General features: G+C 68.8%; 24 protein-coding genes and 1 riboswitch. Of the genes, 12 read left to right on the top strand and 12 right to left on the bottom strand.

Features of this window, described 5'->3' with window-relative positions; genetic code table 11:
* Positions 1 to 2: 2 nt before the first annotated feature.
* Positions 3 to 1322, bottom strand: a complete 1320-nt coding sequence (gene glnX / locus H7I57_RS29640) for a protein kinase G-activating protein GlnX (RefSeq protein ID WP_264028101.1) — start codon at positions 1320 to 1322, stop codon at positions 3 to 5.
* 164 nt (positions 1323 to 1486) lie between these two features.
* On the opposite strand from glnX, the gene H7I57_RS29645 reads away from it, so the two are divergent.
* Positions 1487 to 1978: an NUDIX hydrolase gene (locus tag H7I57_RS29645; RefSeq protein WP_264028102.1), complete on the top strand. Its 492-nt coding sequence runs from the start codon at positions 1487 to 1489 to the stop codon at positions 1976 to 1978.
* On the opposite strand, the gene thiE is transcribed toward H7I57_RS29645, so the two are convergent.
* Positions 1962 to 2639: a thiamine phosphate synthase gene (gene thiE, locus H7I57_RS29650; protein ID WP_264028103.1), complete on the bottom strand. Its 678-nt coding sequence runs from the start codon at positions 2637 to 2639 to the stop codon at positions 1962 to 1964. The genes H7I57_RS29645 and thiE overlap by 17 nt on opposite strands.
* A 135-nt stretch (positions 2640 to 2774) precedes the next feature.
* Between thiE and thiO the strand changes: the two genes are divergently transcribed.
* From thiO to H7I57_RS29695, 9 genes are read left to right on the top strand one after another with little or no spacing between them, the layout of a single operon-like run.
* Complete coding sequence (gene thiO, locus H7I57_RS29655) at positions 2775 to 3827, top strand: glycine oxidase ThiO (protein ID WP_264028104.1); 1053 nt, start codon at positions 2775 to 2777, stop codon at positions 3825 to 3827.
* Positions 3824 to 4021, top strand: coding sequence for a sulfur carrier protein ThiS (thiS, locus tag H7I57_RS29660; protein ID WP_264028105.1), 198 nt, complete (start codon positions 3824 to 3826; stop codon positions 4019 to 4021). The genes thiO and thiS overlap by 4 nt, the downstream gene beginning before the upstream one ends.
* A gap of 16 nt (positions 4022 to 4037) precedes the next feature.
* A complete protein-coding gene (locus H7I57_RS29665; RefSeq protein ID WP_264028130.1) occupies positions 4038 to 4796 on the top strand; it encodes a thiazole synthase in 759 nt (252 codons plus the stop codon).
* Positions 4793 to 5557 carry an SGNH/GDSL hydrolase family protein gene (locus H7I57_RS29670; RefSeq protein ID WP_264028106.1) on the top strand — a complete coding sequence of 255 codons (765 nt, stop codon included), beginning with the start codon at positions 4793 to 4795 and terminating at the stop codon, positions 5555 to 5557. Before H7I57_RS29665 ends, H7I57_RS29670 begins: the two co-directional genes overlap by 4 nt.
* Positions 5554 to 6459, top strand: coding sequence for an ABC transporter ATP-binding protein (locus tag H7I57_RS29675; protein WP_264028107.1), 906 nt, complete (start codon positions 5554 to 5556; stop codon positions 6457 to 6459). The genes H7I57_RS29670 and H7I57_RS29675 overlap by 4 nt, the downstream gene beginning before the upstream one ends.
* Before the next feature lie 8 nt (positions 6460 to 6467).
* Positions 6468 to 7190 carry an ABC transporter permease gene (locus H7I57_RS29680; RefSeq protein WP_264028131.1) on the top strand — a complete coding sequence of 241 codons (723 nt, stop codon included), beginning with the start codon at positions 6468 to 6470 and terminating at the stop codon, positions 7188 to 7190.
* 27 nt (positions 7191 to 7217) lie between these two features.
* Entirely contained in the window at positions 7218 to 8117 is a 900-nt protein-coding gene (locus H7I57_RS29685; protein ID WP_264028108.1) for an alpha/beta fold hydrolase, read from the top strand.
* Positions 8118 to 8126: 9 nt separating this feature from the next.
* Complete coding sequence (locus tag H7I57_RS29690; protein WP_264028110.1) at positions 8127 to 9635, top strand: M28 family metallopeptidase; 1509 nt, start codon at positions 8127 to 8129, stop codon at positions 9633 to 9635.
* Positions 9632 to 11101, top strand: coding sequence for a M28 family peptidase (locus H7I57_RS29695; RefSeq protein WP_264028112.1), 1470 nt, complete (start codon positions 9632 to 9634; stop codon positions 11099 to 11101). Before H7I57_RS29690 ends, H7I57_RS29695 begins: the two co-directional genes overlap by 4 nt.
* Here H7I57_RS29695 and H7I57_RS29700 read toward each other — a convergent pair.
* The gene (locus H7I57_RS29700) at positions 11098 to 12348 is read right to left on the bottom strand and encodes a uracil-xanthine permease family protein (protein WP_264028114.1); all 1251 of its coding nucleotides are present in this window, start codon (positions 12346 to 12348) and stop codon (positions 11098 to 11100) included. The genes H7I57_RS29695 and H7I57_RS29700 overlap by 4 nt on opposite strands.
* Before the next feature lie 4 nt (positions 12349 to 12352).
* Complete coding sequence (locus H7I57_RS29705) at positions 12353 to 13588, bottom strand: APC family permease (RefSeq protein ID WP_264028115.1); 1236 nt, start codon at positions 13586 to 13588, stop codon at positions 12353 to 12355.
* Positions 13589 to 13620: 32 nt separating this feature from the next.
* Here H7I57_RS29705 and H7I57_RS29710 point away from each other — a divergent pair, with 32 nt between their 5' ends.
* Positions 13621 to 14859: a TetR/AcrR family transcriptional regulator gene (locus H7I57_RS29710; protein ID WP_264028116.1), complete on the top strand. Its 1239-nt coding sequence runs from the start codon at positions 13621 to 13623 to the stop codon at positions 14857 to 14859.
* Here the strand turns inward: H7I57_RS29710 and H7I57_RS29715 are convergent.
* The 6 genes from H7I57_RS29715 to thiC form a co-directional block, all read right to left on the bottom strand.
* Positions 14826 to 15092, bottom strand: a complete 267-nt coding sequence (locus tag H7I57_RS29715) for a DoxX-related protein (RefSeq protein WP_264028117.1) — start codon at positions 15090 to 15092, stop codon at positions 14826 to 14828. The genes H7I57_RS29710 and H7I57_RS29715 overlap by 34 nt on opposite strands.
* Positions 15093 to 15103: 11 nt before the next feature.
* Entirely contained in the window at positions 15104 to 16591 is a 1488-nt protein-coding gene (locus H7I57_RS29720) for a flavin-containing monooxygenase (RefSeq protein ID WP_264028118.1), read from the bottom strand.
* A gap of 22 nt (positions 16592 to 16613) precedes the next feature.
* Positions 16614 to 17183, bottom strand: a complete 570-nt coding sequence (locus tag H7I57_RS29725; protein WP_264028120.1) for a septum formation family protein — start codon at positions 17181 to 17183, stop codon at positions 16614 to 16616.
* 14 nt (positions 17184 to 17197) lie between these two features.
* Positions 17198 to 17884, bottom strand: a complete 687-nt coding sequence (locus H7I57_RS29730) for an alpha/beta hydrolase family protein (RefSeq protein WP_264028121.1) — start codon at positions 17882 to 17884, stop codon at positions 17198 to 17200.
* Entirely contained in the window at positions 17881 to 18717 is an 837-nt protein-coding gene (thiD, locus tag H7I57_RS29735) for a bifunctional hydroxymethylpyrimidine kinase/phosphomethylpyrimidine kinase (RefSeq protein ID WP_264028122.1), read from the bottom strand. Before thiD ends, H7I57_RS29730 begins: the two co-directional genes overlap by 4 nt.
* Complete coding sequence (gene thiC, locus H7I57_RS29740) at positions 18714 to 20273, bottom strand: phosphomethylpyrimidine synthase ThiC (protein WP_264028123.1); 1560 nt, start codon at positions 20271 to 20273, stop codon at positions 18714 to 18716. Before thiC ends, thiD begins: the two co-directional genes overlap by 4 nt.
* A riboswitch (TPP riboswitch) is annotated at positions 20265 to 20373 on the bottom strand. Its footprint overlaps the gene before it by 9 nt.
* Before the next feature lie 106 nt (positions 20374 to 20479).
* Here thiC and H7I57_RS29745 point away from each other — a divergent pair.
* Positions 20480 to 22201, top strand: coding sequence for an MFS transporter (locus H7I57_RS29745; protein WP_264028124.1), 1722 nt, complete (start codon positions 20480 to 20482; stop codon positions 22199 to 22201).
* Here the strand turns inward: H7I57_RS29745 and H7I57_RS29750 are convergent.
* Together H7I57_RS29750 and H7I57_RS29755 are read right to left on the bottom strand one after the other, a co-directional pair.
* Positions 22194 to 22577, bottom strand: coding sequence for a DUF7715 family protein (locus H7I57_RS29750; protein WP_264028125.1), 384 nt, complete (start codon positions 22575 to 22577; stop codon positions 22194 to 22196). The genes H7I57_RS29745 and H7I57_RS29750 overlap by 8 nt on opposite strands.
* A 7-nt stretch (positions 22578 to 22584) precedes the next feature.
* Complete coding sequence (locus tag H7I57_RS29755) at positions 22585 to 24141, bottom strand: HNH endonuclease signature motif containing protein (RefSeq protein ID WP_264028126.1); 1557 nt, start codon at positions 24139 to 24141, stop codon at positions 22585 to 22587.
* Positions 24142 to 24242 lie beyond the last annotated feature (101 nt).

Raw genomic sequence — 24242 nt, forward strand, 5'->3', positions numbered from 1 at the left:
GCCTACCGATACTCACTGAGCCTCGGCCAGATCCCCAACGCCACCGCCACCGCCGCCGCGACGCTCAACAGGGCGGCGCCGACTGTGGCCCCCGACAGCACCCGGCGGGCGTTGACGATGTCGTTGCGCAACTGGCTGCGGCTCTGCTCGATGCCCTTGCTGAGCGCCTCGTCCAGCTTGTCGAACGCAGGCGTGGCGTCGTCTTCGCCGACTCCCAGCGCCACCTGAGTCGCGGCCTGGTAATTGCCCACCGCGATGTAGGCGGTGATCCGGTCGTCGGCGGCGCGCCACCGGTCGAGCAGTTTGTCGGCGTCGGACAGGTCGGTCTTGTCGATCGAGTCGTCGCGGGCGAGATAACGGGCAAGCTGTTCCTGCATCAGGTCGATCCGCTGATAGTAGGACTGCTTTCGCACGTTCTCGTCGCCGCGACGGATCAGCGACAGCGTCTCGTCGGCCCGTGCCTGCTGAGCGGTGATCGCCAGGTTGGTGACCGTCTTGAGCGACTCGGCCGCCGTGTCCTTGGCGCTGCGGCTGTCGGAGGTCGAGATCACCAACGCGGTGCCCACCCACATCAACATGATCAGCACGGCCAATCCGCCCGCGACGAACCCGATGTTGACCCGTCTTCGGGTGCGCTTGGCCAGCCAGCGGTTGGCGAACGCGCCGAAAAGCAGCGTGGCCAGCACCACCAGGATCACCGGGCCGGGAATCCGGGTCGACGCGGTGGTCTCGACGTCCACCTGCGCCGAGGTCTCCTCGTAGAGGCGTTGGGCGTCCGGCAGGATCTGCTGCTGCATCAGCGACGACGCCTCGGACAGATACGACGAGCCGACGGGGTTGCCCGCGCGGTTGTTGGTGCGTGCGGTCTCGACCAGCCCGGTGTACACCGCCAGCCTGGCGTTGATGCGCCCGAGCAGTTGCACCATCGGCTCGTCGGTCAGGCCGCTGGATGCCCGCGTCACCGCGACGGCGGCATCGGTGATCGCCTGCTCGTAGCGCTGGCGCACGGCGCGGGGTTCGGCGCCGGCGATGAACGCGGTGGCCGCGGCTGCGTCGGCGACCGACAGCGTGGTGTAGAGCTGCCCGGCCGCGAACGACAACGGCTCGGTGTGGTTGAGCACGGTGGTCAGCGCCTGCTGGCGATCGTTGATCGTCGTCGACGTCGCGAACGCGCTGGCGACCACGAGCGCGGCCAGGACGAAGCCGATGCTGAGGATGCGGCCCGGCGTCGTCCACATGAACCACCACCGCGGATGCGCCGGGGTCGACGGCGACCGCGACGCAAGAGGTTCCGTCGAGGGATGCGCCAACTCCACAGTCACGTGTGCGCGGACCTCATCTTGGTCTCGATCTCTCCGGCTGTCGTCCCGACTGACCCCACTCTATGAAAGAAGTCTAAGAGCTACCGGTCCGACGTGTGGGTATTCACGGACGGCGATTGGCGCCCACCACCCCGATTTCGTGGTCGGTTCCCTATCCTGAACGCGTGCGCGGGGACGGTGACGGCTGGGTGGTGTCGGCCAACGGTGCCGCCTACTGGGGCAGGCACGGCGCGGCGGGGCTGCTGCTGCGGGCGCCCCGCCCCGACGGATCGGCCGCGGTGCTGCTTCAGCATCGCGCCGCGTGGAGTCATCAGGGAGGCACCTGGGGGCTGCCCGGCGGTGCCCGCGACAGCCACGAGACCGTCGAGCAGGCCGCGGTGCGCGAAGCCCACGAGGAAGCCGGGCTGCCCGCCGATCAACTGGTCGTGCGCACCACGATCGTCACCGCCGAAGTGTCCGGGTGGACGTACACGACCGTCATCGCTGACGCCGGGGAACAGCTGGACACCGTGCCCAACCGCGAAAGCGCGGAGTTGCGGTGGGTTGCCGAGGACGAGGTGGCCGACCTGCCGCTGCATCCCGGCTTCGCCGCGAGCTGGGAGCGGCTGCGCAGCGTGGCCGCGTCGATCCCGCTGATGGTCAACCGCGAGAGCTGAGCAGCCCGGTCAGCTGTTCGGCCGCCGCCTTCGGGTCCTCGGCGGCCGTGATCGCGCGGACCACCACGATGCGACGCGCGCCCGCGGCGACCACGTCGGGCACCCGGGCCGCATCGATTCCGCCGATGGCGAACCACGGTTTGTCGGTGCCGAGCGCGTCAGCGGCGCGGACCAGGTCCAGTCCGGGTGCGGGGCGGCCCGGCTTCGTGGGCGTGGGCCAGCAGGGGCCGACGCAGAAGTAGTCGACGCCGTCCTCGGCCACCGCGGCTTTCACCTGGTCGATGTCGTGGGTCGAGCGGCCGAGGATCACCTCGCCCACGATGTCGCGGGCGATCGGCAGCGGCAGGTCGTCCTGGCCGAGGTGGAGGATGTCGGCGCCGGCGGCCCGTGCGATGTCGGCGCGGTCGTTGACGGCCAGCAACGCGCCGTGGCGTCGTGCCGCGTCGCCGATCGTGGCCAGCGCCTCGATCTCCTGGCGGGCCTCCAGCGGACCGAACCGCTGCTCGCCTGCCGACCCCTTGTCCCTGAGCTGGATGATGTCGACGCCGCCGGCGAGCGCTGCGTCGGCGAATTCCGCCAGGTCGCCGCGTTCGCGGCGGGCGTCGGTGCACAGGTACAGCGATGCCGGGCGCAATCTGGCCGTCGCGGGTGACTCACTCACACTGCGAACGCTAACCCCGTGTCGACGTAGGCTGGTAACCGACCACACGGGAGTCCCGGGCACGGGGACTGAGAGTGAGCGCGCCGCTCTTACCGTCACACCTGATCCGGATCATGCCGGCGAAGGGAGCAAATCATGCCGACGACCGGGAAGAACCTGGCCGTCATCGGCGGGGGCGTCATCGGCCTGGCCGTCGCGCGCCGCGCCGCCCAGGACGGCTGGAGGGTCCGCGTGCACCGGACCGAGCAGCGCGGCGCCTCCTGGGTGGCAGGCGGGATGCTCGCACCGCACAGTGAGGGCTGGCCCGGCGAGGAACGCCTGCTCCGGCTCGGCCTGGCGTCCCTCGAGCTGTGGCACCGGGATTTCCTGGACGGCCTGCCGCCCGAGGTGATCACCGCCCGCCAGTCGCTGGTCGTCGCCGTCGACCGCGCCGACGCGGCCGACCTGTCGACCGTCGGCGAATGGCTGCGCGCGCAGGGACATCCGGTGACGTTGACGACTGCCGCCCGCGATGTCGAACCCCTTCTCGCCCAGGGCATCCGCCACGGTTTCATCGCCGAGACGGAGCTGGCGGTCGACAACAGAGCTCTCGTCGACGCGCTCGCCGGGCACTGCGACCGCCTCGGCGTCCGATGGGCGCCGCCGGTGCACGACCTCGCGGAGATCGGCGCCGATGCCGCGGACACCGTGGTGATCGCCAACGGTCTCGATGCGCCCGCATTGTGGCCGGGGCTGCCGATCCGTCCGGTGAAGGGCGAGGTCCTCCGGTTGCGCCGGCGGAAAGGGTGTATGCCCGTGCCGCAGCGCGTCATCCGCGCGCGTGTGCACGGCCGTCAGGTGTACCTGGTTCCCAGGGCCGACGGCGTGGTGGTCGGCGCGACGCAGTACGAACACGGTCGAGACACCGCTCCCGCGGTGACGGGGGTGCGTGAACTGCTCGACGACGCCTGCGCGGTGGTGCCCGCACTCGGTGAGTACGAGTTCGCCGAGTGCGCCGCAGGCCTGCGACCGATGACCCCCGACAACCTGCCGCTGGTCGGCAGGCTCGATGCGCGCACACTGGTCGCGGCGGGTCACGGCCGGTCGGGTTTCCTGCTGGCGCCGTGGACCGCCGAGGCGATCGCCGCCGAGCTTCGCGGCGCGCCGCTGGCCGGAGCTGAGGACCTGATGAGCGTGGGGGTGAGATGAAGGTCGTGGTGAACGACGAAGCAGTCGAGGTCGACGAGCAGATCACCGTCGCGGGGCTGCTGGAATGGCTCGGATTCCCGGAGAAGGGCATCGCCGTGGCGGTCGACTGGTCGGTGCTCCCGAGGTCGCAGTGGGACACCGCTCTCACCGACGGGGCGAAGGTCGAGGTCGTGACGGCGGTGCAGGGTGGCTGATCCGACCTCCCCTGATCTGTCGGGCAAGCTGAGCATCGCGGGCCGGGAGTTCGGCTCGCGGTTGATCCTCGGCACCGGCGGGGCGGCCAACCTCGCGGTGCTCGAGGCGGCGTTGATCGCCTCGGAAACCGAGCTCACCACCGTCGCGATGCGCCGCGTCGACGCCGACAGCGGCTCGGGCGTGCTCGAACTGCTGGCCCGGATCGGCATCACGCCGCTGCCCAACACGGCCGGTTGCCGCGGGGCGGCGGAAGCCGTGATGACCGCCCAGTTGGCCCGCGAAGCCCTCCACACCAACTGGGTCAAGCTCGAGGTCATCGCCGACGAGCGGACCCTGCTGCCCGACGCCGTCGAACTGGTCAGGGCCGCAGAGCAACTGGTCGATGACGGGTTCGTCGTGTTGCCGTACACCAACGACGATCCCGTCCTGGCCCGCCGGCTGGAGGCCACCGGTTGCGCCGCGGTCATGCCGCTGGGGTCGCCGATCGGCACCGGGTTGGGCATCGCCAACCCGCACAACATCGAGATGATCGTCGAACAGGCCTCCGTGCCGGTGATCCTGGACGCGGGTATCGGCACCGCGAGCGACGCCGCGCTGGCGATGGAACTGGGCTGCGACGGGGTGCTGCTGGCGAGCGCGGTCACCCGGGCGGCCGATCCGGCGATGATGGCCGCGGCGATGGCCGCCGCGGTCAAGGGCGGCTACCTGGCCCGGCGGGCGGGCCGTATCCCGAAGAGGTTCTGGGCGCAGGCGAGCAGCCCCGCTCTGTGGTGAACCGCTATGTCGCGCTGGGAAGTTCGATGGCCGCAGGGCCGGGGATCCAGCCCCGCGCCGATGGGTCGCCGAGGGCTGCCGGGCGGTCGGCCCGCAACTACCCGCACCTCGTCGCGCAGTCCCTCTGCCTCGACCTGGTCGACGTCACGTTCTCCGGCGCCACCACCGCGCACGTGCTCACCGACTCCCAGCGGGGTGCGCCGCCGCAGGTCGACACCCTCGACGGCACCGAGACCCTGGTGACGGTCACGATCGGCGGGAACGACATCGGCTATGTGCCGATGCTGTTCGCCGCGGGCCTGCCCCGGTTCACCCGATCGTTCCCGGTCCTCGGGGCGAGGCTGCGCGCACTGCTGGACCCCGCGACCCGCGAGTCGGCGCTCTCCGAGGTCGGTGAATCACTCGTGGAGGTGGGACGGACACTGCGCCGACGTTCGCCCGACGCGACCGTGCTCTTCGTGGACTACCTCACGCTGCTCCCGCCTCAGGGCGTACCGGCGCCTCCGCTGCGCGAACCGGATGCCGCGCTCGGTCGCGAGGTGGCGACGGACCTCGCGCGTCTGACGGCCGCGGCGGCCACGGCGACCGGGTGTGGCCTGGTCACCGCCGCCGACGCCAGCCGCGACCACCATGCGTGGTCGTCCCAGCCGTGGACGACCCGGTTCGGCTGGCCGGTGCCACGCCGTCCCGCTCCGCTGCACCCCAACGCGGAAGGAATGCGTGCGGTCGCCGACATGGTCGTCGCCGCGACCGGAACATGATCGAAATGACCTCCCTGACAAAGACATACGGAGCTGTCCGGGCCGTCGACGGGTTGACGTGCACGATCGAGCCCGGTGTGGTGACCGGGTTCCTCGGCCCCAACGGAGCCGGCAAGACCACCACGATGCGGATGATCCTCGGTCTCGACCGTCCGACGTCGGGCACCGCCACCATCGACGGCAGGGCCTACCGGGCTCTGCCCGATCCGCTACGGACGGTCGGTGCGCTGCTGGACGCCCGGCAGGTCCACCCGAACCGGTCGGTCCGCAGTCACCTGCGCTGGATCGCCGCGACCAACCGCATCCCGGCCCGCCGCGTCGACGAGGTCCTCGGGATGGTCGGCCTCACCACCGTCGCGGGCGCCCGCGCGGGCACGCTGTCACTGGGCATGAGCCAGCGCCTCGGCATCGCGGGCGCGCTGATCGGTGACCCGCCGGTACTGCTGTTCGACGAACCGGTCAACGGACTGGACCCGGAGGGCATTCACTGGGTCCGCACGCTGATGCGCACGATGGCAGGCGAGGGGCGCACCGTGCTGGTCTCCAGCCACCTGCTCTCCGAGATGGCGAACACCGCCGACCGCCTCGTCGTCATCGGAAGAGGCAAGCTGATCGCATCCACCACGGTGAGCGAGTTCATCGCCCGCTCGGGCGGAGCCACGGTCCGGGTGCGCAGCCCGCAGCTGGACACGCTGCGCGACGTGCTCACCGGCGCCGGGCTGACGGTGCACGTGCAGCCCGACGCGCTCACGGTGCACGACGCCCCCACCGAAGCGGTCGGGGAGCTGGCGGCCCGGCACTCGATCGTCCTCCACGAACTGCGCGCCGAGCAGGTCTCGCTGGAGCAGGCCTACCTGTCGTCGACCGACGATGTGACCGAGTACCGGGGCGGGCGGACATGACCCGGCTGATGACGGCGGCCGCGGTGATGAACGCCGAGCGGATCAAGCTGACCACTATCCGGTCGCCACTGTGGGCGACCGGGGCGGCGGCGGCGCTGAGCCTCGGCATCGCCGCGCTCCAGGCAGCCACCACCTACGGCAACGAGCGGCTGACGGTGCCTGCGGCGGCCCTCGGCGTCGCGGTGTTCGGGGTGCCCGTGCTGATGGTCGTCGCCGCGATGACGGTGACCGGGGAGTACCGCACCGCGATGGTGCGCACCACGTTCATGGCCACGCCGGACAGAACGCTGGTACTCGTCGCCAAAGCCGTTGTCGCGGCCGTGTTCTCCGGTGTGGCGGCAGCGACCATGGTCGTCGGGTCGGTGCTGGTGGCGCGGGTGCCGCTCGCGGATGTGTGGCGAACCGCGGGCGCGATCGCGCTGTACTCGGCGCTGGCGGCGGTCCTCGGCGTGGGTGTCGCCGCACTGCTGCGCCACACCGCCGGGGCGGTTGCGGTCCTTCTGCTGTGGCCGCTGCTCGTCGAACCGCTGCTGGGCAATCTGCCGGGCAGGGGCGCGCAGTTCGGCCCCTATCTGCCGTTCGCCAACGCCTTCAGGTTCCTCGAGGTGGAATGGCTGTTCCCGGGATACGCGTGGCACTGGGGTGTCCCGGGATCGGTCGGGTACTTCACCGCCGTCGTCGCCGTTGTGTTCGTCGCGGCGGTCGTCACGGTGCATCGTCGGGATGCCTGACATGAGAAGAAAGGGTTTTCGACCATCGTGACCGAACCGCAGACCCTCCAGCTGAAGCTCCCGCACCTGGATGTCGCCGCGCTGTCGTGGGGCCCCGCCGATGGCCGGCTCGTGCTGTGCCTGCACGGCTTCCCCGACAGCGCGTGGGGGTGGCGCAAGATGGCGCCGCTGCTGGCCGAGCGGGGCATGCGGGTGGTCGCCCCGTTCTCCCGCGGATACGCGCCGACCGGTCCCGCCGCCGACGGCGACTATCACATCGGTGCGCTGATGTACGACGCGCTGGCGGTGCACACCGAACTCGGCGCACCCGCCGACGCGGTGCTGATCGGCCACGACTGGGGTGCCTTCACCAGCAGCGCGATCGCCGCGTATCCGGACTCACCGTTCGCCGAGCACATCTCGATGGCGGTGCCTCCGGTGGGTGCGATCAACAAGACGCGCGGTCCGGTCGGTCGTCAGCTGCGGATGATGCCGCAGCAGTTGCGCAACAGCTGGTACATCGTGTTCTTCCAGTTGCCCGGGCTGCCCGAACGGTTGCTCCCGCGGGTCATCCCGCGGCTGTGGCGCGACTGGGGGCCACCCGGCTACCCGACCGACGCCGAACTGAACGAGGCTCTGGCCGCCCTCCCGAGCCCCGCGCACCGGCGGGCGGCGGTGTCCTACTACCGCGCCTTGGCCCGCCCGTCGCGCCCGGCGCCGCGGTACCGCGAGCTGGACCGGTGGCGTTTCGAGTTGCCGCGGGCGCCCGTCCTTCACCTGCAGGGTGCGCAGGACGGCGCGATGATGGCGGAATACGCCGAACAGGTCGCCACCGTGCTGCCAAGCGGCAGCAGGGTGCTGACCATTCCGTCCGCGGGACACTTCCTGCAGATCGAACAGCCGCGCGTCGTCGCCGACGCGGTCCTGGACTATTTGGACTCGCGCTAACGTGGTGTCGTGACGAGGACAAGACGGACGCTCACGGCTGTGCTGGCCGTCGCCGTCCTTACGATCGGTGGCTGCGCCCGCGTCGAGACCCGCCCCGCGCCCTCATCGGATACCGACGCCGCAGCGGCGTCGCAGTTCGCCGACACACTCCGCGAGAAGGTCACCGTCGATGCCACCATGGCGCACCTGGAAAGACTGCAGGAGATCGCCGACGCCCACGACGACAACCGCGCGCTCGGCACCCCCGGGTACGACGCGAGCGTGGACTATGTCGTCAACGCACTGCGGGACAAGGGATTCGACGTCGAAACCCCCGAGTTCGATGTCCGTCTGCCCTGGGCGGACGAGCCGTCGTTGACCGTCGCGGGCGGTGCCGTGCCCGCCAAACCGATGGAGTACACGATCGGCACCGAGGGTGAGGGCGTGACCGGCCTGCTGGTGGCCGCACGAGTCGAGGACACGCCGGGCTGCACGGCCGGCGACTACGACGGGCTCCCGGTCGAGGGCGCGATCGTGCTGGTCGACCGCGGTTCGTGCCCGTTCGGCGCGAAGCAGGCCGTCGCCGCCGAGCGCGGCGCCGTGGCGCTGATCGTCGCGAACAACGAAGAGGGTGAGGAGATCTCCGGCGGCACCCTGGGGGATCAGACCGATGTGTTGATCCCGGTCATCAGCGTCACCAAGGCGGCGGGCGCGCAGGTGCGCGCGCAGTCGGGCGCGCCCGTGGCGATCAGGCTCAACGCCGGGGTCCGCGTCGAGAAGACCCGCAACGTCATCGCGCAGACCAAGACGGGATCGACGGCCGACGTCGTCATGGTCGGCGCGCACCTCGACAGCGTCGCCGAGGGGCCGGGCATCAACGACAACGCATCCGGTGTCGCGGCAGTGCTGGAAACCGCTCTGCAACTGGGGAGTTCACCGCAGGTCAACAACGCCGTCCGGTTCGGATTCTGGGGTGCCGAGGAGTTCGGCCTGCTCGGCTCCAGCGACTACGTCGAATCGCTGGATGTCGACGCGCTCAAGGACATCGCGTTGTACCTGAATTTCGACATGCTGGGATCACCGAACCCCGGGTACTTCACCTACGACGGGGACCAGTCGAGAAGGCTCGACGAGCGCGAAGGAGTGCCCCGGGTGCCGGAGGGCTCGGCGGGCATCGAGCGCACCCTGGTGGCCTACCTCGACGGCGAAGGCAAGCCCGCCGAGGACACGTCTTTCGACGGCAGGTCCGACTACGACAGCTTCACGAAATCGGGAGTTCCTTCGGGAGGCCTCTTCTCGGGCGCAGAGGAGAAGAAGTCCGTGCAGCAGGCCGAGGTCTGGGGCGGCAAGGCCGATGAACCCTTCGACCCGAACTATCACAAGTCCACCGACACCCTCGACAAGATCGACCGCACGGCGCTGCAGATCCACGGCGGCGGAGTGGCCTACGTGGTGGGCCTGTACGCGCAGGACCAGCGTGGCCGCAACGGGTTACCGGTCCGCGATGACCGGACCCGCCACCAACTGACCGAGTCATGAGAATCCGGTGGCGACCTGCCGTCGCCGCCGCGGTGGCGGTGAGTGCCGTCGTCTCCTGCTCGTCGAGTGCCCCGGCACCCGCCCCGGCGCTGGGTCCCTTGCTCGCGGACAAGGTGACCGTCGACGGCGTCTACCGCCATCTCGTGGAGCTGCAGAAGATCGCCGACGTCAACGACGGGAACCGCGCCGACGGCACGCCGGGGCACCAGGCCAGCGTCGACTATCTCGCACGCCTGCTGCGCGACAGGGGGTTCGAGGTTCAGACCCCGGAGTTCCAGCGCCTCTCGGGATCCCGCGGCGGTAAGCCCGCGCTCACCGTCTCGGGTCGCGATCACCGGGTGGAGCAGGCGTCGTTGCTGACCACCACACCGCCGGGAGGGTTGCGTGCCCTCACCCTGCGGCCCGGCAGGCCCGCCGGATGCACGGTGGCCGACTACGGGGCCGCGTCGGTCGAGGGCGCCATCGCCGTGGTCGACGACAGCGGGTGCTCGATCGTCGACAAGCAGGCCGCCGCGCTCGCCGAGGGTGCGGTGGGGATGCTCGTGGTCAGCCGGGCCAGCCCGACAAAGCCGGTCGGTGCGCCACCGAGCCTGTTCTCGCCGGGCTACTACAACCACCTGACGGTGCCGGTCGGCATCATCGACCCGACCGCGGATGCGGCGCTGCGCCGGACCGACGCTCCGGTGACCCTGCTGCTCGACAACGAACCGGTGATGACCACTTCGCGGAATGTGATCGCGCAGACCAGGTCCGGTGACACCGACAACGTCGTCGCCGTCGGTGCGCACCTCGACAGCGTGCGGTCGGGCCCCGGCATCAACGACAACGGCTCCGGGGTCGCCGCGGTGCTGGAGACCGCGCTGCAGCTCGGCCCCGAACCGGCGGCGGGAAACACCGTGATGTTCGCGTTCTGGGGTGCCGAGGAGATCTCGACCGACGGGTCCACGGACTACGTGCGCTCGTTGACCGGCGAGCAACTCGACGACATAGCGCTGTACCTGAACTTCGACATGATCGCGTCACCCAACGCGGGTTACTTCACCGACGACGGGGATCAGTCCGCGCAACCCGGTCCCGAGATCGACGCCGCGCCCGACGGGTCGGCCGGCATCGAGCGCACGCTGGCGGGCCGGCTCAATCTGGCCGGGGTGCGGCCCGCGGACGTGCCGCTGGGCAGAAACACCGACTATGCGCCCTTCCTGGCCGCCGGCATCCCGATCGGGGGACTCACCACGGGCTCGTCGCAGCCGAAGACAGAAGTGCAGGAACGTCTTTGGGGAGGCCGGGCAGGGATCGCCTTCGATCCCGGTTACCACACGGGTCGGGACACCATCGACAACGTCGACCGCGACGCGCTGGGGATCATGGCCGCCGCCGTCGCCTTCGCGGTGGGGACCTACGCCCAGTCGACAGACGGTGTCAACGGGGTGCCGCCGCGGGACCAGCGGCACCGGCGTACGCCCTAATCGCGCTGTCTGAAGCCCAGCAGGCGCATGCCGTGATAGATGAGCAACGCGGCGATCGAACCTAGGGCGATGCCGGTGAACGTCAGACTGCCTGCCTGCCAGGTGAAGTCGGCAATGCCGATGATCAGCGGAATGGCGGCGGTCATCTGATTGACGGGCTTGGAGAAGTCGACGTGGTTGGTCAGCCAGATCCGCACGCCGAGGATGCCGACCAGGCCGTACAGCACCACCGTGGCCCCGCCGAGCACGCCCGCCGGGACCGCCGAGATCGTCGCACCCACCTTGGGGCACAACGACAACACGATCGCCACCGCCGCGGCGACCCAGTACGCCGCGGTCGAGTAGACGCGCGTCGCCGCCATGACCCCGATGTTCTCGGCGTACGTCGTCGTGGCAGACCCGCCGCCGAAGCCTGCCAGCGTGGTGGCGACCCCGTCGGCGGCCAGGGCACGGCCCATCAGCGGATCCATGTCGGTGCGGGTCATCTGGCCGACCGACTTGACGTGGCCGATGTTCTCGGCGATCAGCGCGGTCACCGCTGGCAGGAACATCGGCAGCACCGCGAGCGAGAAGGTCGGTGTCTGGAACTCGGGCAGGCCGATCCAGGGCGCGGACGCGATGCCGGAGGTGTCCACGTCGCCGAGGAGCAGGGCGAGCAGGTAACCCGCGGCCACGGCTAGGAAGATCGCGAGCCTGCCGATCATCCCGCGGAAGAACGCGAGCGCGGCGACGAGCAGGACCAGCGTGACGAAACCGAGCAGCGGGCCCGCCTCGAAGTTCGTCTTCGCCGCGGGTGCCAGGTTGAAGCCGATCAGCGCGACGATCGCGCCCGTCACCACGGGCGGCAGGGTGAGGTCCAGCCATCGGGTGCCTGCGAGGTGAACGATGCCACCGACGAGGATGAGCAGAACGCCGACCGCGACGATGCCGCCGAGCGCACTGCCGGTGCCCTGCGCCGCGACCGCAGCGGTGACCGGCGCGATGACCGAGAAGCTGGATCCGAGATAGCTCGGCAGCCGGTTACCGGTGATCAGCAGGAACAGGATGGTTCCCACGCCGGAGAACAGCAGCGTGGTGGCCGGCGGGAAACCGGTGAGCACGGGGACCAGGAACGTGGCGCCGAACATGGCCACCACGTGCTGAGCTCCCAGGCCCAGGGTGCTCAGCCAGCTCAGGCGTTCGTCGGGGGCGACGACGAAGTCGGGGTCGGACCGCGACTCGACCGGCTTCCAGGCAAGGTTCACCATGCGACTAGACACCATGACGGCGTCTGCCGCCAGCCAAGTAGGTGAGCATGCCCACCAGCACCACCGCCGTTCCCGCCAGGACCGCGGTCACCGGAAGCGTGGCCGCCAGTACGAGGCAACCGACCAGCCCGATCGCGGGCAGCACCCGGCCCGCGTCCAGTGTCAGTGCCGACGCGTTGGCGATCGCGTAATAGAGCAGCACCCCGAACGACGAGAAGCCGATGGCGCTGCGCACATCGACCACGGCGGCGAGCAGCGCCACGGCGATGCCGACGGCCAGTTCGGCACGGTACGGCGTCCGGTGACGCGGATGCACGGCCGCCAGCAGATGCGGCAGGTGGCGGTCGCGGGCCATCGCCAGCGTGGTCCGAGAGACACCGAGCAGCAGCGCGAGCAGGGCTCCCAGCGCTCCGATCGCGGCGCCGACGCCGACCACCGGCACGAGTGCCGGGAAGCCGGCGGCGCGCACCGCCTCCGACAGGGGCGCGTCGGCCGCGGCCAGCCCCGCGCTGCCCAACTGCGCGAGCACCGCGACGGCCACCGCCGCGTACCCGACCAAAGCGATCCCGAGGGCGAGCGGAACGGCGCGGGGAATCGTCTTCTCCGGATCCCGAACCTCTTCACCGAGCGTCGCGATCCGCGCGTACCCGGCGAAGGCGAAGAACAGCAGACCGGCCGCCTGCAGCACGCCCAGGCCGGTGCCGTCGGGAACCAACCGGGACGAGTCGACGTCGCCGAAGCCGAGCACGACCACCACCACCATCGCCAGCACCGCAAGGACCAGGGCCACGATGACGCGGGTGAGCAGTGCGGACTTCTGGATTCCCGCGTAGCCGAGGGCCGTCAGCGCGACCACCGATGCCACCGCCACCGCCTTGGCGTACTCCGGCCACACGTAGTAACCCACGGTCAGCGCCATCGCCGCGCACGACGCCGTCTTGCCGACGACGAAACTCCATCCCGCGGTGTGGCCCCAGAACGGGCCGAGGCGTTCGCGGCCGTACACGTAGGTGCCGCCCGACTCCGGGTAACGGGCGGCCAGCCGGGCCGAGGACATCGCATTGCAGAACGCCACCACGGCCGCCACCGCCAGCGCGATGAGCAGTCCGGACCCGGCTGCCGCGGCCGCCGGTGCGAGCGCGACGAAGATCCCCGCTCCGACCATGGAGCCGAGGCCGATGGTGACGGTGTCGAAGGTGCCGAGCCGTCGCTGCAGATCCGGTCCGTCCGGGGAGCGCACGGCGTGATCATAGGTCCGATATCGTGGGCGCCATGGCGCGCACCGCCGGAGACGGTGATGGCCGTGATGTCAGCGGCATCCGACGCAGGCCGAAGGATCGGAAGGCGCAGATCGCGCGCGCGTCCGCCGAGGCGTTCAGCGCGCTGGGCTACCACGGTGTCAGCATGGAGACCATCGCCTCGAGGGTCGGGATCTCGGCGGCCGCGCTGTACCGGCACTACTCGAGCAAGTACGAACTCTTCCGCGGCGCGGTCCTCAACCTCGGCCAGCAGCTCGTGGACTGCACCGCCCAGGTAGACGGTGCCGACCCTCAGCAGGTGCTCGACCAGTTGGTGTCGGCGCTCATCGAGACCGCGATGGCCAACCGGTCATCGGGAGGCCTCTACCGGTGGGAAGCCCGGTATCTGCATGGTGAGGACCAGGCCATGCTCAACGACCAGCTGCGCACCGTGCACGAGCGGATTCATCGCCCCCTGACGGCGCTGCGCCCCGAGCTGACGTCGCGGCAACGCTTCACGCTGTCGACGGCGGTGCTCTCGATTGTCGGCAGCATCGTCGACCATCGGGCCAAGCTGCCCGCCGCCCAGGTGCACGATCTGTTGACCCAGCTCGTCCGCACGGCGCTGTCCGTCGACCTGCCCGACGTGCCCGAGCATCAGGAACCCGAGGTCGCACCCCGACGAGTCGAGCCATCCAAGTACGAAGCGCTGCTGACCGAGTCGATGAGGCTGTTCAACCTCAACGGCTATCGCGAAACCAGCATGGACGACATCGCCTCAGCGGTCGGGATGCCGACTTCCGGTATCTACAAGTACTTCTCGGGAAAGAGTGACATCCTCGCCGCGGCGTTCCGCCGTGCCTCCGATCGGCTGTCCGCCGAACTGTCGACGATCGTCGCGACGGTCAGCGACCCCGAGGAGGCGCTGGCAACCGTGATCGACGCCTACGTGACGCGGTCCTTCGCACAACCCGAACTCGAGAATGTCTACTACTGCGAACGGCTCAATCTCAGCGCGGCCGACCAGCGAATACTGCGCGACCTGCAGCGGTCGACGGTCGAGTCGTGGGTCGAGCTCATGGGCGCGGTGCGCCCGGAATGGACGCCCGCACAGTCGCGTTTCGCCGTGCACGCCGCCACGTCGCTGGTCATCGACCTCGGCCGGCTGATGCGCTACTCGAACTCGCACGAGGCCAGGACGACGGTGGAACGGCTGGTGGATGTGACGCTGCTCGGGCGCTACCGGTTGCGCACCGCGCTGCCGACCAAGTAGAGCCCGTAGCCGGCCAGCCCCACCAGTGCCAGCTTGCGTGTCTTCTGGGCGGCCAGCCCAAGCCCGACGGCGGTCTCGATGGCACCGTCGATGTACACGTACTGCCGGGTGTTCGTGGGGAATATCGGCTTGGTGATGCCCTCGAACAACTGCGGGACGACGAAGTGCGACAGTCCGGCGCCCGCCAGCGCGAGCCCCGTCACGGTCGCGGCACGCGAATTCTCTTTCGGCACTGAGGGTCCTCCTAGTTGAACTGATAGTCGCTGACCGGGAAGCTGGAGGCTTCCCGGATCGCGGCCTTGGTCGAGGTGGGGCGCAACAGCGTCGGTTCCCCGCTGGGGTTGAAATAGTACGACCTCGCGGATGCGCAGTCGCCATTGGTGAAGATCGAATCGCCGAGCAGCTCGGTCATCCGGTCCAGGTAACGGGTGTTGGCTTCCTCGGTGATCTCGAAAGTCGTTGCGTCACGGCGCTTCACCTCGCCGAAGAGCCGATCCATGTGCCGCATCTGGTACTCCATCGTGTTGAAGAAGTTCAACCCGAGGAACGCGTAAGGGCTCGCCAGGGACAGGTAGTTGGGGAACAGCGGCATCGAGACACCGTGATAGGCCTGGAATCTGGTGTCACGCCACCATTTGCCGAGGTTGCGCCCCTGCCGTCCGATCACCTCGATCGCGGGGAAGTTGGCCTCCCACAGGTCGAAACCGGTGGCGAGCACCAGGGTGTCGATGACGGTCTTGGTGCCGTCGTTGGAAACGATGCCGTCGGCCTCGATGCGGGCGATCCCGCTGTCCTGGAGGTGGACATGCGGCTTGGTGAACGTGCGGTAGTAGCTGTTGGAGAAGGTGGGGCGCTTGCACCCGAAGTCGTAGTCGGGGGTGAGCCTTGCACGCAGTTCCTTGTCGCGGATCGACACGAACCGGTGCATCTTGGCGAGGTCGCCCGCGGCGATGTTGAACCGGCCGCGGGTGACCTGGTAGTGGACGACGCCGATCGACACGAACATCTCGTAGAGGGCGTCGGTCACGGCGCGGATGACCCGCTGTGTCAGCGGTACCCGAGCGAAGAGTCGCTTGGCGCTCTCGGAGAAGCGGAAGTCGGCCTTGGGCACCACCCAGATCGGCGTCCGTTGGTACACGGTGAGATCAGCTGTCTTCTTCGCCAACTCCGGGATGAGCTGCACTGCGGTGGCGCCGGTGCCGATGAGCCCGACTCGGTCACCCGTCGGGTCGTAGGAGTCGTCCCAGGCGGTGGTGTGGATGATCCGGCCGTCGAACTCCGTGATCCCCGGGATGTCGGGGACGTGCGGTTGAGACAGGAAACCCGTGGCGGTGATGAGAAAACGGGTCGAGACGGTCTCGCCGTCGCCGAGGGCGACGCGCCACTGTTTGGCGTCCTCGTCCCACCGCGCGCTCTCGACCGTCGTGCTGAACCGCATGTGGCGACGTACGTCGTATTTGTCGGCGACGTCGTCGGCGTACTGCTTGATCTCGTTGCCGGTGGAGAAGAGCCGTGACCAGTTCGGATTCGGCTCGAAGAAGTACGAGTAGGTGGTGGTGGGAACGTCCACGGCCAGGCCGGGGTAATGGTTGACGTACCACGTCCCGCCGAGGTCGTCCTCGCGGTCCAGGATCACGAAGTTCTCGTAACCCATCCGTTTGAGCTGGATCGCGGCGCCGATACCTGCAAACCCGGCGCCCACGATGACCACGTCGAGATGCTCCGAAGTCATGGTGGAGACGGTACCCGAGGTATCAGCCTTTTATGGACCCGGTCCGGGGCGGGTCGAGCGTGGCGATGCAGATCACAGCGCGGTCCCCGTCCTCCCATGTCTCGGCGGTCGGGTAGAGGACGTAGAGCTGAACCGAGTCGTCGGTCATGGACGCGGGCGAGTAGGAGGCAAGTTCGGGGCTGCATCTCTTGTGGTACGCCTCGACCGCTTCCCGCCCGGGGAAGTCGCCGTCGGGCATCAAGAGCACGGCGAACACCTCGCCGGCATGCTGCTGGTCACATCCGATGGTCTGGACCCGGGCCACCTGGTCGCCGCCGGGGATCTCGGCGAGGCAGTCGCCGACCTTGACGTCGGTGGCCGTCACGTTGCCGTCGCCGAACGCCTGCAGCAGGATCACCGCCCCGATGACGACCGCCGCCAGGACCGCGAGCACCAGGGCGGCGATCACCCACCCCTTCCCCTTCTTCTTCGGGGGCGGGGGTGCGGGGAAGCCGCCGGGCTGCCCACCCTGGTACGGCTGCGGAGGCGGCGGTGGGTACCCCCCGCCCGGTGGCGGACCGTAGGGCGGCGGCGGGGGTGGTGGCGCGGTCATCACGTGACGATAGCTCAGCCGAGCAACGCAAGTGCCGCGTCGACGGCAAGTGCCGGAACATCGAGTTTCTTTGACACGAGATCGTGGCGGGCGCCGGTGATCTCGACGATCGCGGTGGCGGCGGCGACGAGGGCCGCGGCCGGGCGGAGCTCATCGAGGCTGCCGAACGGGTCGGCGGTTCCGTGGGTGAAGACCGTCGGGACCGTGATGCGCGGAAGATGCTCGGTGCGTGCCCGTTCCGGCTTCCCGGGCGGATGCAGCGGGTAGGAGAACAGGGTGAGCACGTCGAGGTCCAGCCCGTCGGCGCTAGCCGGATTGCCGACTCCGTCGGCGGCAGCCGAATTGCCGACTCCGTCGGCGACAGCCATCGAGGTGAGGCGTCCGCCATAGGAGTGACCGCCCGCAACCACGGGGACGTTCGGGCCGTCGACCAGCGCCCGGACGGTGGCCACCGCCTCGACGATGCCCGCGCGGTCGGTGGTCGCCGAACCCGACGGCGGGCCTTTGGGTCTGCGCCGCCGATAGGGCAGGTTGTAGCGCACCGCGAGCCACCCGCGTCGCGACCATTCGTCGCAGATCGCCTTGAGCAGCGGGGATTCCCGGCTGCCCCCGGCGCCGTGCGTCAGTGCGACGACGCCGGTGGGGGCGCCGTCGGGTTGGTGCGCGACGCCCCCGATCTCGGGGATCTCGACGAGGGTCATGTGCCGAGCCGGAACAGGGCGGAGACCGGTCCGTGTCCGTGACCCAATGGATATGCGGCGCGCAGACATTCGGTCACCCAGCGCTTCCCGAAGGCGACCGCGTCCGGAACGGTGTAACCGTGCGAGAGAGCGCTGGCGATGGCGGCGGCCAACGTGTCGCCCGCTCCGTGGTCGTGGCCGGTGTCGATGCGGGGGGAATCGAACTCGTGGAACTCGGTGCCGTCGAACAGCAGGTCGGGGCTGTGCGCCGAGGACCGCAGATGTCCGCCCTTGACCAGGGCCCACTGCGGGCCGAGCGCGTGCAGTTCTCGCGCGGCGGTGCGCTGGGTGGCGTCGTCGACGACCTCGATCCCGGTGAGCAGGCGGACCTCGTCGAGGTTGGGGGTCACCACCGTCGCGAGCGGAAAGAGCCTCTCCCTCAGGGATTTGAGGGCACTCGGGTGCAGCAGTGGATCACCGTGCATGGAGGCACACACCGGGTCGACGACGAGCGGCACCGTGCCGTCGAGACCCTGCCCGACCCAGGTGTCGGCGATGGTGTCGATGATCTCCGACGAAGCCAGCATGCCGGTCTTGGCCGCCTGCAGCCCGATGTCGGAGGCCACCGCCTCGATCTGGCCGGCGATCACATTGAGCGGTATCTCGTGAAAGCCCTTGACGCCCAGCGAGTTCTGCACGGTGACCGCTGTGACGGCGACCAGCCCGTGGATGCCCAGCATCGCGAAGGTTCGCATGTCCGCCTGGATGCCTGCGCCGCCGCCGGAGTCGGAGCCGGCGATGGTCAGCACACGCAGCGGCGTCCGACCCGGCGGGGCGAGCGGCAGGAATGTCACGATGACACCACCGGTAGATATACCTGGCTGCCGTGCTCGGCGAACTCGCGGGACTTGCCGGCCATCGCATCTCGCACATCCTGGGTGATGCGCATCGAGCAGAACTTCGGCCCGCACATCGAGCAGAAGTGGGCGGTCTTCGCCGGCGCGGCGGGCAGTGTCTCGTCGTGGAACTCGCGCGCGGTGTCGGGATCGAGCGACAGCGCGAACTGGTCGTGCCAACGGAATTCGAAACGCGCCCGCGACAGGGCGTCATCGCGGTCCTGGGCGTGGGGGTGCCCCTTGGCGAGGTCGGCGGCGTGCGCGGCGATCTTGTAGGCGATCACCCCGTCCTTGACGTCCTTGCGGTTCGGCAGGCCGAGGTGTTCCTTGGGGGTGACGTAGCAGAGCATCGCGGTACCCGCCTGCGCGATGATCGCCGCGCCGATGGCCGACGTGATGTGGTCGTACGCGGGCGCGATGTCGGTGGCCAGCGGGCCAAGGGTGTAGAAGGGCGCCTCCTCGCACAGCTCTTCCTCGAGCCGGACGTTCTCGACGATCTTGTGCATCGGAACATGGCCCGGACCCTCGATCATCACCTGCACGCCAAGGGATTTGGCGAACCGGGTCAGCTCACCGAGGGTTTTCAGCTCCGCGAACTGCGCGGCGTCGTTGGCGTCGGCGATCGACCCCGGACGAAGGCCGTCGCCCAGCGAGAACGTCACGTCGTACCGGGCCAGGATGTCGCAGAGTTCCTCGAAGTTGGTGTACAGGAACGATTCCTGGTGGTGTGCCAGGCACCACGCCGCCATGATCGAACCGCCGCGGGAGACGATCCCGGTGACGCGGTCGACGGTAAGCGGGATGTGCGCCAGTTTCACACCTGCGTGCACGGTCATGTAGTCCACACCCTGCTCGCACTGCTCGATCACGGTGTCGCGGTACAGCTCCCAGGTCAGCTCGGCCGGGTCGCCGTTGGTCTTCTCCAGGGCCTGGTAGAGCGGAACGGTGCCGACGGGCACCGGCGAGTTGCGCAGGATCCACTCCCGCGTCATGTGGATGTCGCGGCCGGTGGACAGGTCCATGATGGTGTCGGCGCCCCAGCGGGTGGCCCACACCATCTTGTCGACCTCCTCGGCGATGGACGAGGTCACCGCCGAGTTGCCGATGTTGGCATTGACCTTCACCGCAAAGGCTTTGCCGATGATCATCGGTTCGGCCTCGGGGTGGTTGTGGTTGGCGGGGATGACTGCGCGGCCGCGGGCGACCTCGTCGCGCACCAGCTCGGCGGGGACCCGTTCGCGTGCTGCGATGAATGCCATCTCGGCGGTGATCTCGCCGGCGCGGGCCCGCTGCAGCTGGGTGCCCCGGTCTCGGGTGACGGCGCGGCGTGGCAGACCGGCCGTCAGGTCGATCGTGGCGCCGTCGTCGGTGTAGGGGCCGGAGGTGTCGTAGAGGTCGAGGTGTTCGCCGTTGGTGAGGTTGACCCGCCGGAACGGCACCCCGTCGATGTAGATCTTGGTGCTGCCCTCGATGGGCCCCGTGGTCACAGATGGGTCGACAGAGATATCAGGCATTGCGCTTCTCCCTACGCCGGCATTACCCGGTCAGGTTCGTACGGTCGACGGGCCTACCCGTCCTCTCAGCGCGCTGGTACGCGCTCCCGCGTGGTTGACGGTGCCACGCTATCGCAGCCGATGTGCGCAGGGAACCGTGCCTGGCGAATTGCCCGGAGATGATTTGAATAGCTAATATATGTATTTTCTCTTGCGAGGTGATGTAGATGTCAACGGAAATCGAGCCCACCGTGGAGGCGGCGCCGCGCAGCCGCATCGACCACAACCACCCCGGCTACAAGTGGATCGTCCTGTCCAACACGACGCTGGGCACGCTGCTGGCGACGGTCAACGCGTCGATCGTCCTCATCTCGTTGCCTGCGATCTTCCGCGGCATCGGCCTGAACCCGCTGTCCACGTCGAACATCAGTTATCTGCTGTGGATGCTGATGGGCTACCTGGTGGTGACCGCGGTTCTGGTGGTGCCGTTCGGGCGACTCGGCGACATGTTCGGCCGGGTGCGGATCTACAACATCGGATTCGCGGTGTTCACGGTCGCGGCCATCGCGTTGTCCTTCGACCCGTTCCACCTCGACGGCGGCGCCATCTGGCTGATCGCGTGGCGGGTGATCCAGGGCATCGGGGGCTCGATGCTGATGGCGTCCTCGTCGGCGATCCTCACCGACGCGTTCCCGGCGAATCAGCGTGGCATGGCGCTCGGGGTCAACATGGTGGCCGCGGTCGCCGGATCGTTCCTGGGGCTGCTGATCGGTGGAGTGCTCGCCGAATGGCACTGGCAGGCGATCTTCTGGGTCGGCGTGCCGATCGGCATCGTCGGCACCGTCTGGAGCATGTGGTCGCTCAAGGAACTCGGCGTCCGCACGCCGGGCAGGATCGATTGGGCGGGCACGCTGACGTTCGGGGTGGGGCTGACGGTTCTGTTGATCGGCATCACCTACGGCATCCAGCCGTACGGGCAGTCCACGACCGGATGGACCAACCCGTGGGTGCTGGGGGCGATCGCGGGGGGACTGGCTCTGCTGGTGGTGTTCTGTCTCGTCGAACTCCGGGTGGCCCAGCCGATGGTCAACATCCGGCTGTTCCGCTCGGCGGCCTTCGGCATGGGAAACCTGGCTGGGCTGATGTCGTCGATGGGGCGGGGCGGCCTGCAGTTCATGTTGATCATCTGGTTGCAGGGCATCTGGCTTCCGCTGCGGGGCTATGACTTCGAGTCCACTCCGTTGTGGGCGGCCATCTACATGCTGCCGATCACGGTGGGCTTCCTGTTGGCGGGTCCGATCGCCGGTTGGCTGTCGGATCGCTACGGCGCCCGGCCGTTGACGGTCGGCGGGATGGCGTTGATGGCGCTGTCGTTCATCGCATTGGTGATGATCCCGGTCGACTTCGAGTATTGGGTGTTCGCGCTGCTGATATTCCTCAACGGAGTCGGTGGCGGCATCTTCACCGCACCCAACACCGCGGCGATCATGTCGAGCGTTCCAGCGTCCGAACGCGGTGCCGCGTCCGGTGTGCGGGCGACGTTCTTCAACGCGGGTTCGTCGTTGTCGATCGGCATCTTCTTCTCGTTGATGGTCGTCGGGCTCGCGAACACCCTGCCCGCGGCGCTCAGCAACGGCCTTCAGGAGCAGGGGGTTTCGGCGTCGGTCGCCCACGAGGTGGCCAACATGCCGCCCGTCGGCAGCCTGTTCGCCGCCTTCCTCGGCTACAACCCGGTCGCCGAACTGCTCGAGCCGTTCCATGCCCTGCAGCAGCCGGGTGTGAACGCCGAGGTGCTCACCGGCCAGACCTTCTTCCCGCACTTGATCATCGAGCCGTTCCACGCCGGTCTCGTGGTGGTCTTCGTCGCCGCGGCGGTGATGATGCTGATCGGTCTGATCGCCTCGCTGTTCAGCGCGGGACGCTACGCCGAAGACGGCTCCGTCAGCTGAACAGCGCACCGCGCAGGAAGAAGTTCTCGACGTCGCGGGTGATGATCGCGCCGACGGGAAGTTGGGCGGCGATCTCCAGATTGTCGTCGGCGACGTCCTCGGCCCACGAGGTCGGCCAGCCGCCGTCAGCCAGGCTGGTCTCGAATGCCAGTACGACGTCGTCGCGGGTCATCTCCGATTCCACGACCATCGCCGTTGTCGTCGCGCGATGTGATGCGGCACCGGCGAATCCGCGCCCGCAGCCACAGGGCCCTTCGGGATCTCGGAGGTCCCTGTCGCAGGGCTCCTGGATCCACACCAGCTCGCGTTCGACGCAGAAGTGATAGTCGCTGGGGTTGGTTCCCTGCGTATGTCCAGTGGCCACAAGAATTTTCATCGCTCTCCTAGAACGGTGGTGGTTCGTCCGGGTCTGATGCTGTCAGTGGTGGTGGGCGCCAGTCCGGTGGGAGTTCCTCGGGTTCGACGGGGTCGTTGACCCAGCCGCAGAAGGGGCTGGTGCTGGGCCTGTCGGTAATGCTGCCGTGGAACAGGACTCGGGTGCGGCGGAAGCGGTTGCGGAATTGGCGGCCGTGGATCTCGCTGGCGGCGGCGTGATTGCGATGGCGGTGGTACTCGTTGACCGGTCGACGCTCGCGCAGCCGCTTTCGGGCCGCGGCAATGCGTTTACGGTCTTCGGGTCGGCGGGCCCGCATCGTGGGAAACACCTCGGTGCCGCCGGGAGTGGTGTGGTAGACCCGCCCGGTCGGCGAAGTCCACACGATGGTGCCATCGTCGAGCTGCTCGTCGCGCCAACCCCCGGGTCCTGAGTGGAAGGTTTTGAGCCGGTGGTGTTGTCGGCAGTAGCAGGCCAGATTCCACGGCACCGTGAGCCCACCCGAGGCCGGATCGGCGTGGTTGAACGGTTCGGTGTGGTCGACATCGCAGCGCTCGGCGGGCACAGTGCAGCCCGGGAACCGGCACGTCAGATCCCGACACCGGATCCAGCGGTCCAGCGCCGCCGAGGGCCGGTACCGGAACGCCTCGCTGTCGCTGACCTGGGGTTGTTCGACCAGGCGGCGGATGGCGTCTCGAGCCAGCTCACGGACCTGTTCGGCGTCGATGACCCCGAACCCGGTCAGATAACCCGGCTGATCACTCTTGCCGGCCACCGTGTCGGACGTGGCGATCACGTTGATCACCGCCGTCTTTCCCGCCGGTGCCTGTTCGCCGCGGTTCGGGCAGGCCGGATCGTCGCATGTGCAGGCGAGGGTTTTTCTGTCGAGGAGCGCGTCGAACGCATCGGCGCGGCGCTGCTTGAGCGTGCGCGGATCCCGGCGGCACACCGCGGTCGCCATCTCGGAGAGCGTCTTGTCGAGCCTCGCCCCGGTGGACGCGCTGACTCGGCCGTGGATGCGGGCTGTCCCGTCGGCGTCGGCGGTGACACGGATGCCGCGCTCGTCGAACGCAACCACCCGTCGCTCCTTGACCGCGTCGGCATCGATGGTCTTCACCTCGGCGTCGACGGCGTCGATGATCCGCTGCCGCGACCAGCACCGCCACCCGTCGACCTTCTCAGCCAGCGTCGCGTCCACCCGGGCGCACTTCTCGTCGTCGACCAACTCGGTGCGGGCGATCACCAATTCCACAGTGGCCCAGTCCGCCCGGCCTGCTGCCAGCAGCGCCGCGATGCGGGGCAGCCGACAGTCCAGGGCCTCGGCATGAGCGACCACCCTGCGGGCCCCTGCCGGTGTCATGTTCATCGCCGCCGACACCTCGGCCGTCGTGCGGGCGAAGCCGGTGATCAGCGACTTCGCATCGACCTCGATGGCGAGTTCTTCCTCGATCCGCTGACCCAGCAACTGGGCCACCGCGGCCAATTTGCGGGCCATCAACACCGACTCCTGCCGATGCACGTCCTCGACCACTGCGAGCAACTCACCGGGAGACGATGATTCGAACATACTTGGCGCTCCTAGTGTTCTAGTGGGTGCCTTTTCGCTGTTCAGCGGTTCTTTTGGTTGAGACTCAAGCGTTCTCGGCGTGTTATTGCGCAGATGAGGGA

Origin of the sequence: Mycolicibacterium pyrenivorans (assembly GCF_025821625.1) — a bacterium.
GTDB classification, from domain to species: Bacteria; Actinomycetota; Actinomycetes; order Mycobacteriales; family Mycobacteriaceae; genus Mycobacterium; species Mycobacterium pyrenivorans.

Coding starts and splice junctions, on each gene's coding strand:
- H7I57_RS29710 (WP_264028116.1), top strand. CDS start 13,621: ATGGCGCGCACCGCCGGAGACGGTGATGGCCGTGATGTCAGCGGCATC.
- thiO (WP_264028104.1), top strand. CDS start 2,775: ATGCCGACGACCGGGAAGAACCTGGCCGTCATCGGCGGGGGCGTCATC.
- H7I57_RS29700 (WP_264028114.1), bottom strand. CDS start 12,348: ATGGTGAACCTTGCCTGGAAGCCGGTCGAGTCGCGGTCCGACCCCGAC.
- H7I57_RS29680 (WP_264028131.1), top strand. CDS start 6,468: ATGACGGCGGCCGCGGTGATGAACGCCGAGCGGATCAAGCTGACCACT.
- H7I57_RS29745 (WP_264028124.1), top strand. CDS start 20,480: ATGTCAACGGAAATCGAGCCCACCGTGGAGGCGGCGCCGCGCAGCCGC.
- H7I57_RS29750 (WP_264028125.1), bottom strand. CDS start 22,577: ATGAAAATTCTTGTGGCCACTGGACATACGCAGGGAACCAACCCCAGC.
- H7I57_RS29695 (WP_264028112.1), top strand. CDS start 9,632: ATGAGAATCCGGTGGCGACCTGCCGTCGCCGCCGCGGTGGCGGTGAGT.
- thiS (WP_264028105.1), top strand. CDS start 3,824: ATGAAGGTCGTGGTGAACGACGAAGCAGTCGAGGTCGACGAGCAGATC.
- H7I57_RS29755 (WP_264028126.1), bottom strand. CDS start 24,141: ATGTTCGAATCATCGTCTCCCGGTGAGTTGCTCGCAGTGGTCGAGGAC.
- H7I57_RS29725 (WP_264028120.1), bottom strand. CDS start 17,183: ATGACCGCGCCACCACCCCCGCCGCCGCCCTACGGTCCGCCACCGGGC.
- thiC (WP_264028123.1), bottom strand. CDS start 20,273: ATGCCTGATATCTCTGTCGACCCATCTGTGACCACGGGGCCCATCGAG.
- H7I57_RS29720 (WP_264028118.1), bottom strand. CDS start 16,591: ATGACTTCGGAGCATCTCGACGTGGTCATCGTGGGCGCCGGGTTTGCA.
- H7I57_RS29675 (WP_264028107.1), top strand. CDS start 5,554: ATGATCGAAATGACCTCCCTGACAAAGACATACGGAGCTGTCCGGGCC.
- H7I57_RS29730 (WP_264028121.1), bottom strand. CDS start 17,884: ATGACCCTCGTCGAGATCCCCGAGATCGGGGGCGTCGCGCACCAACCC.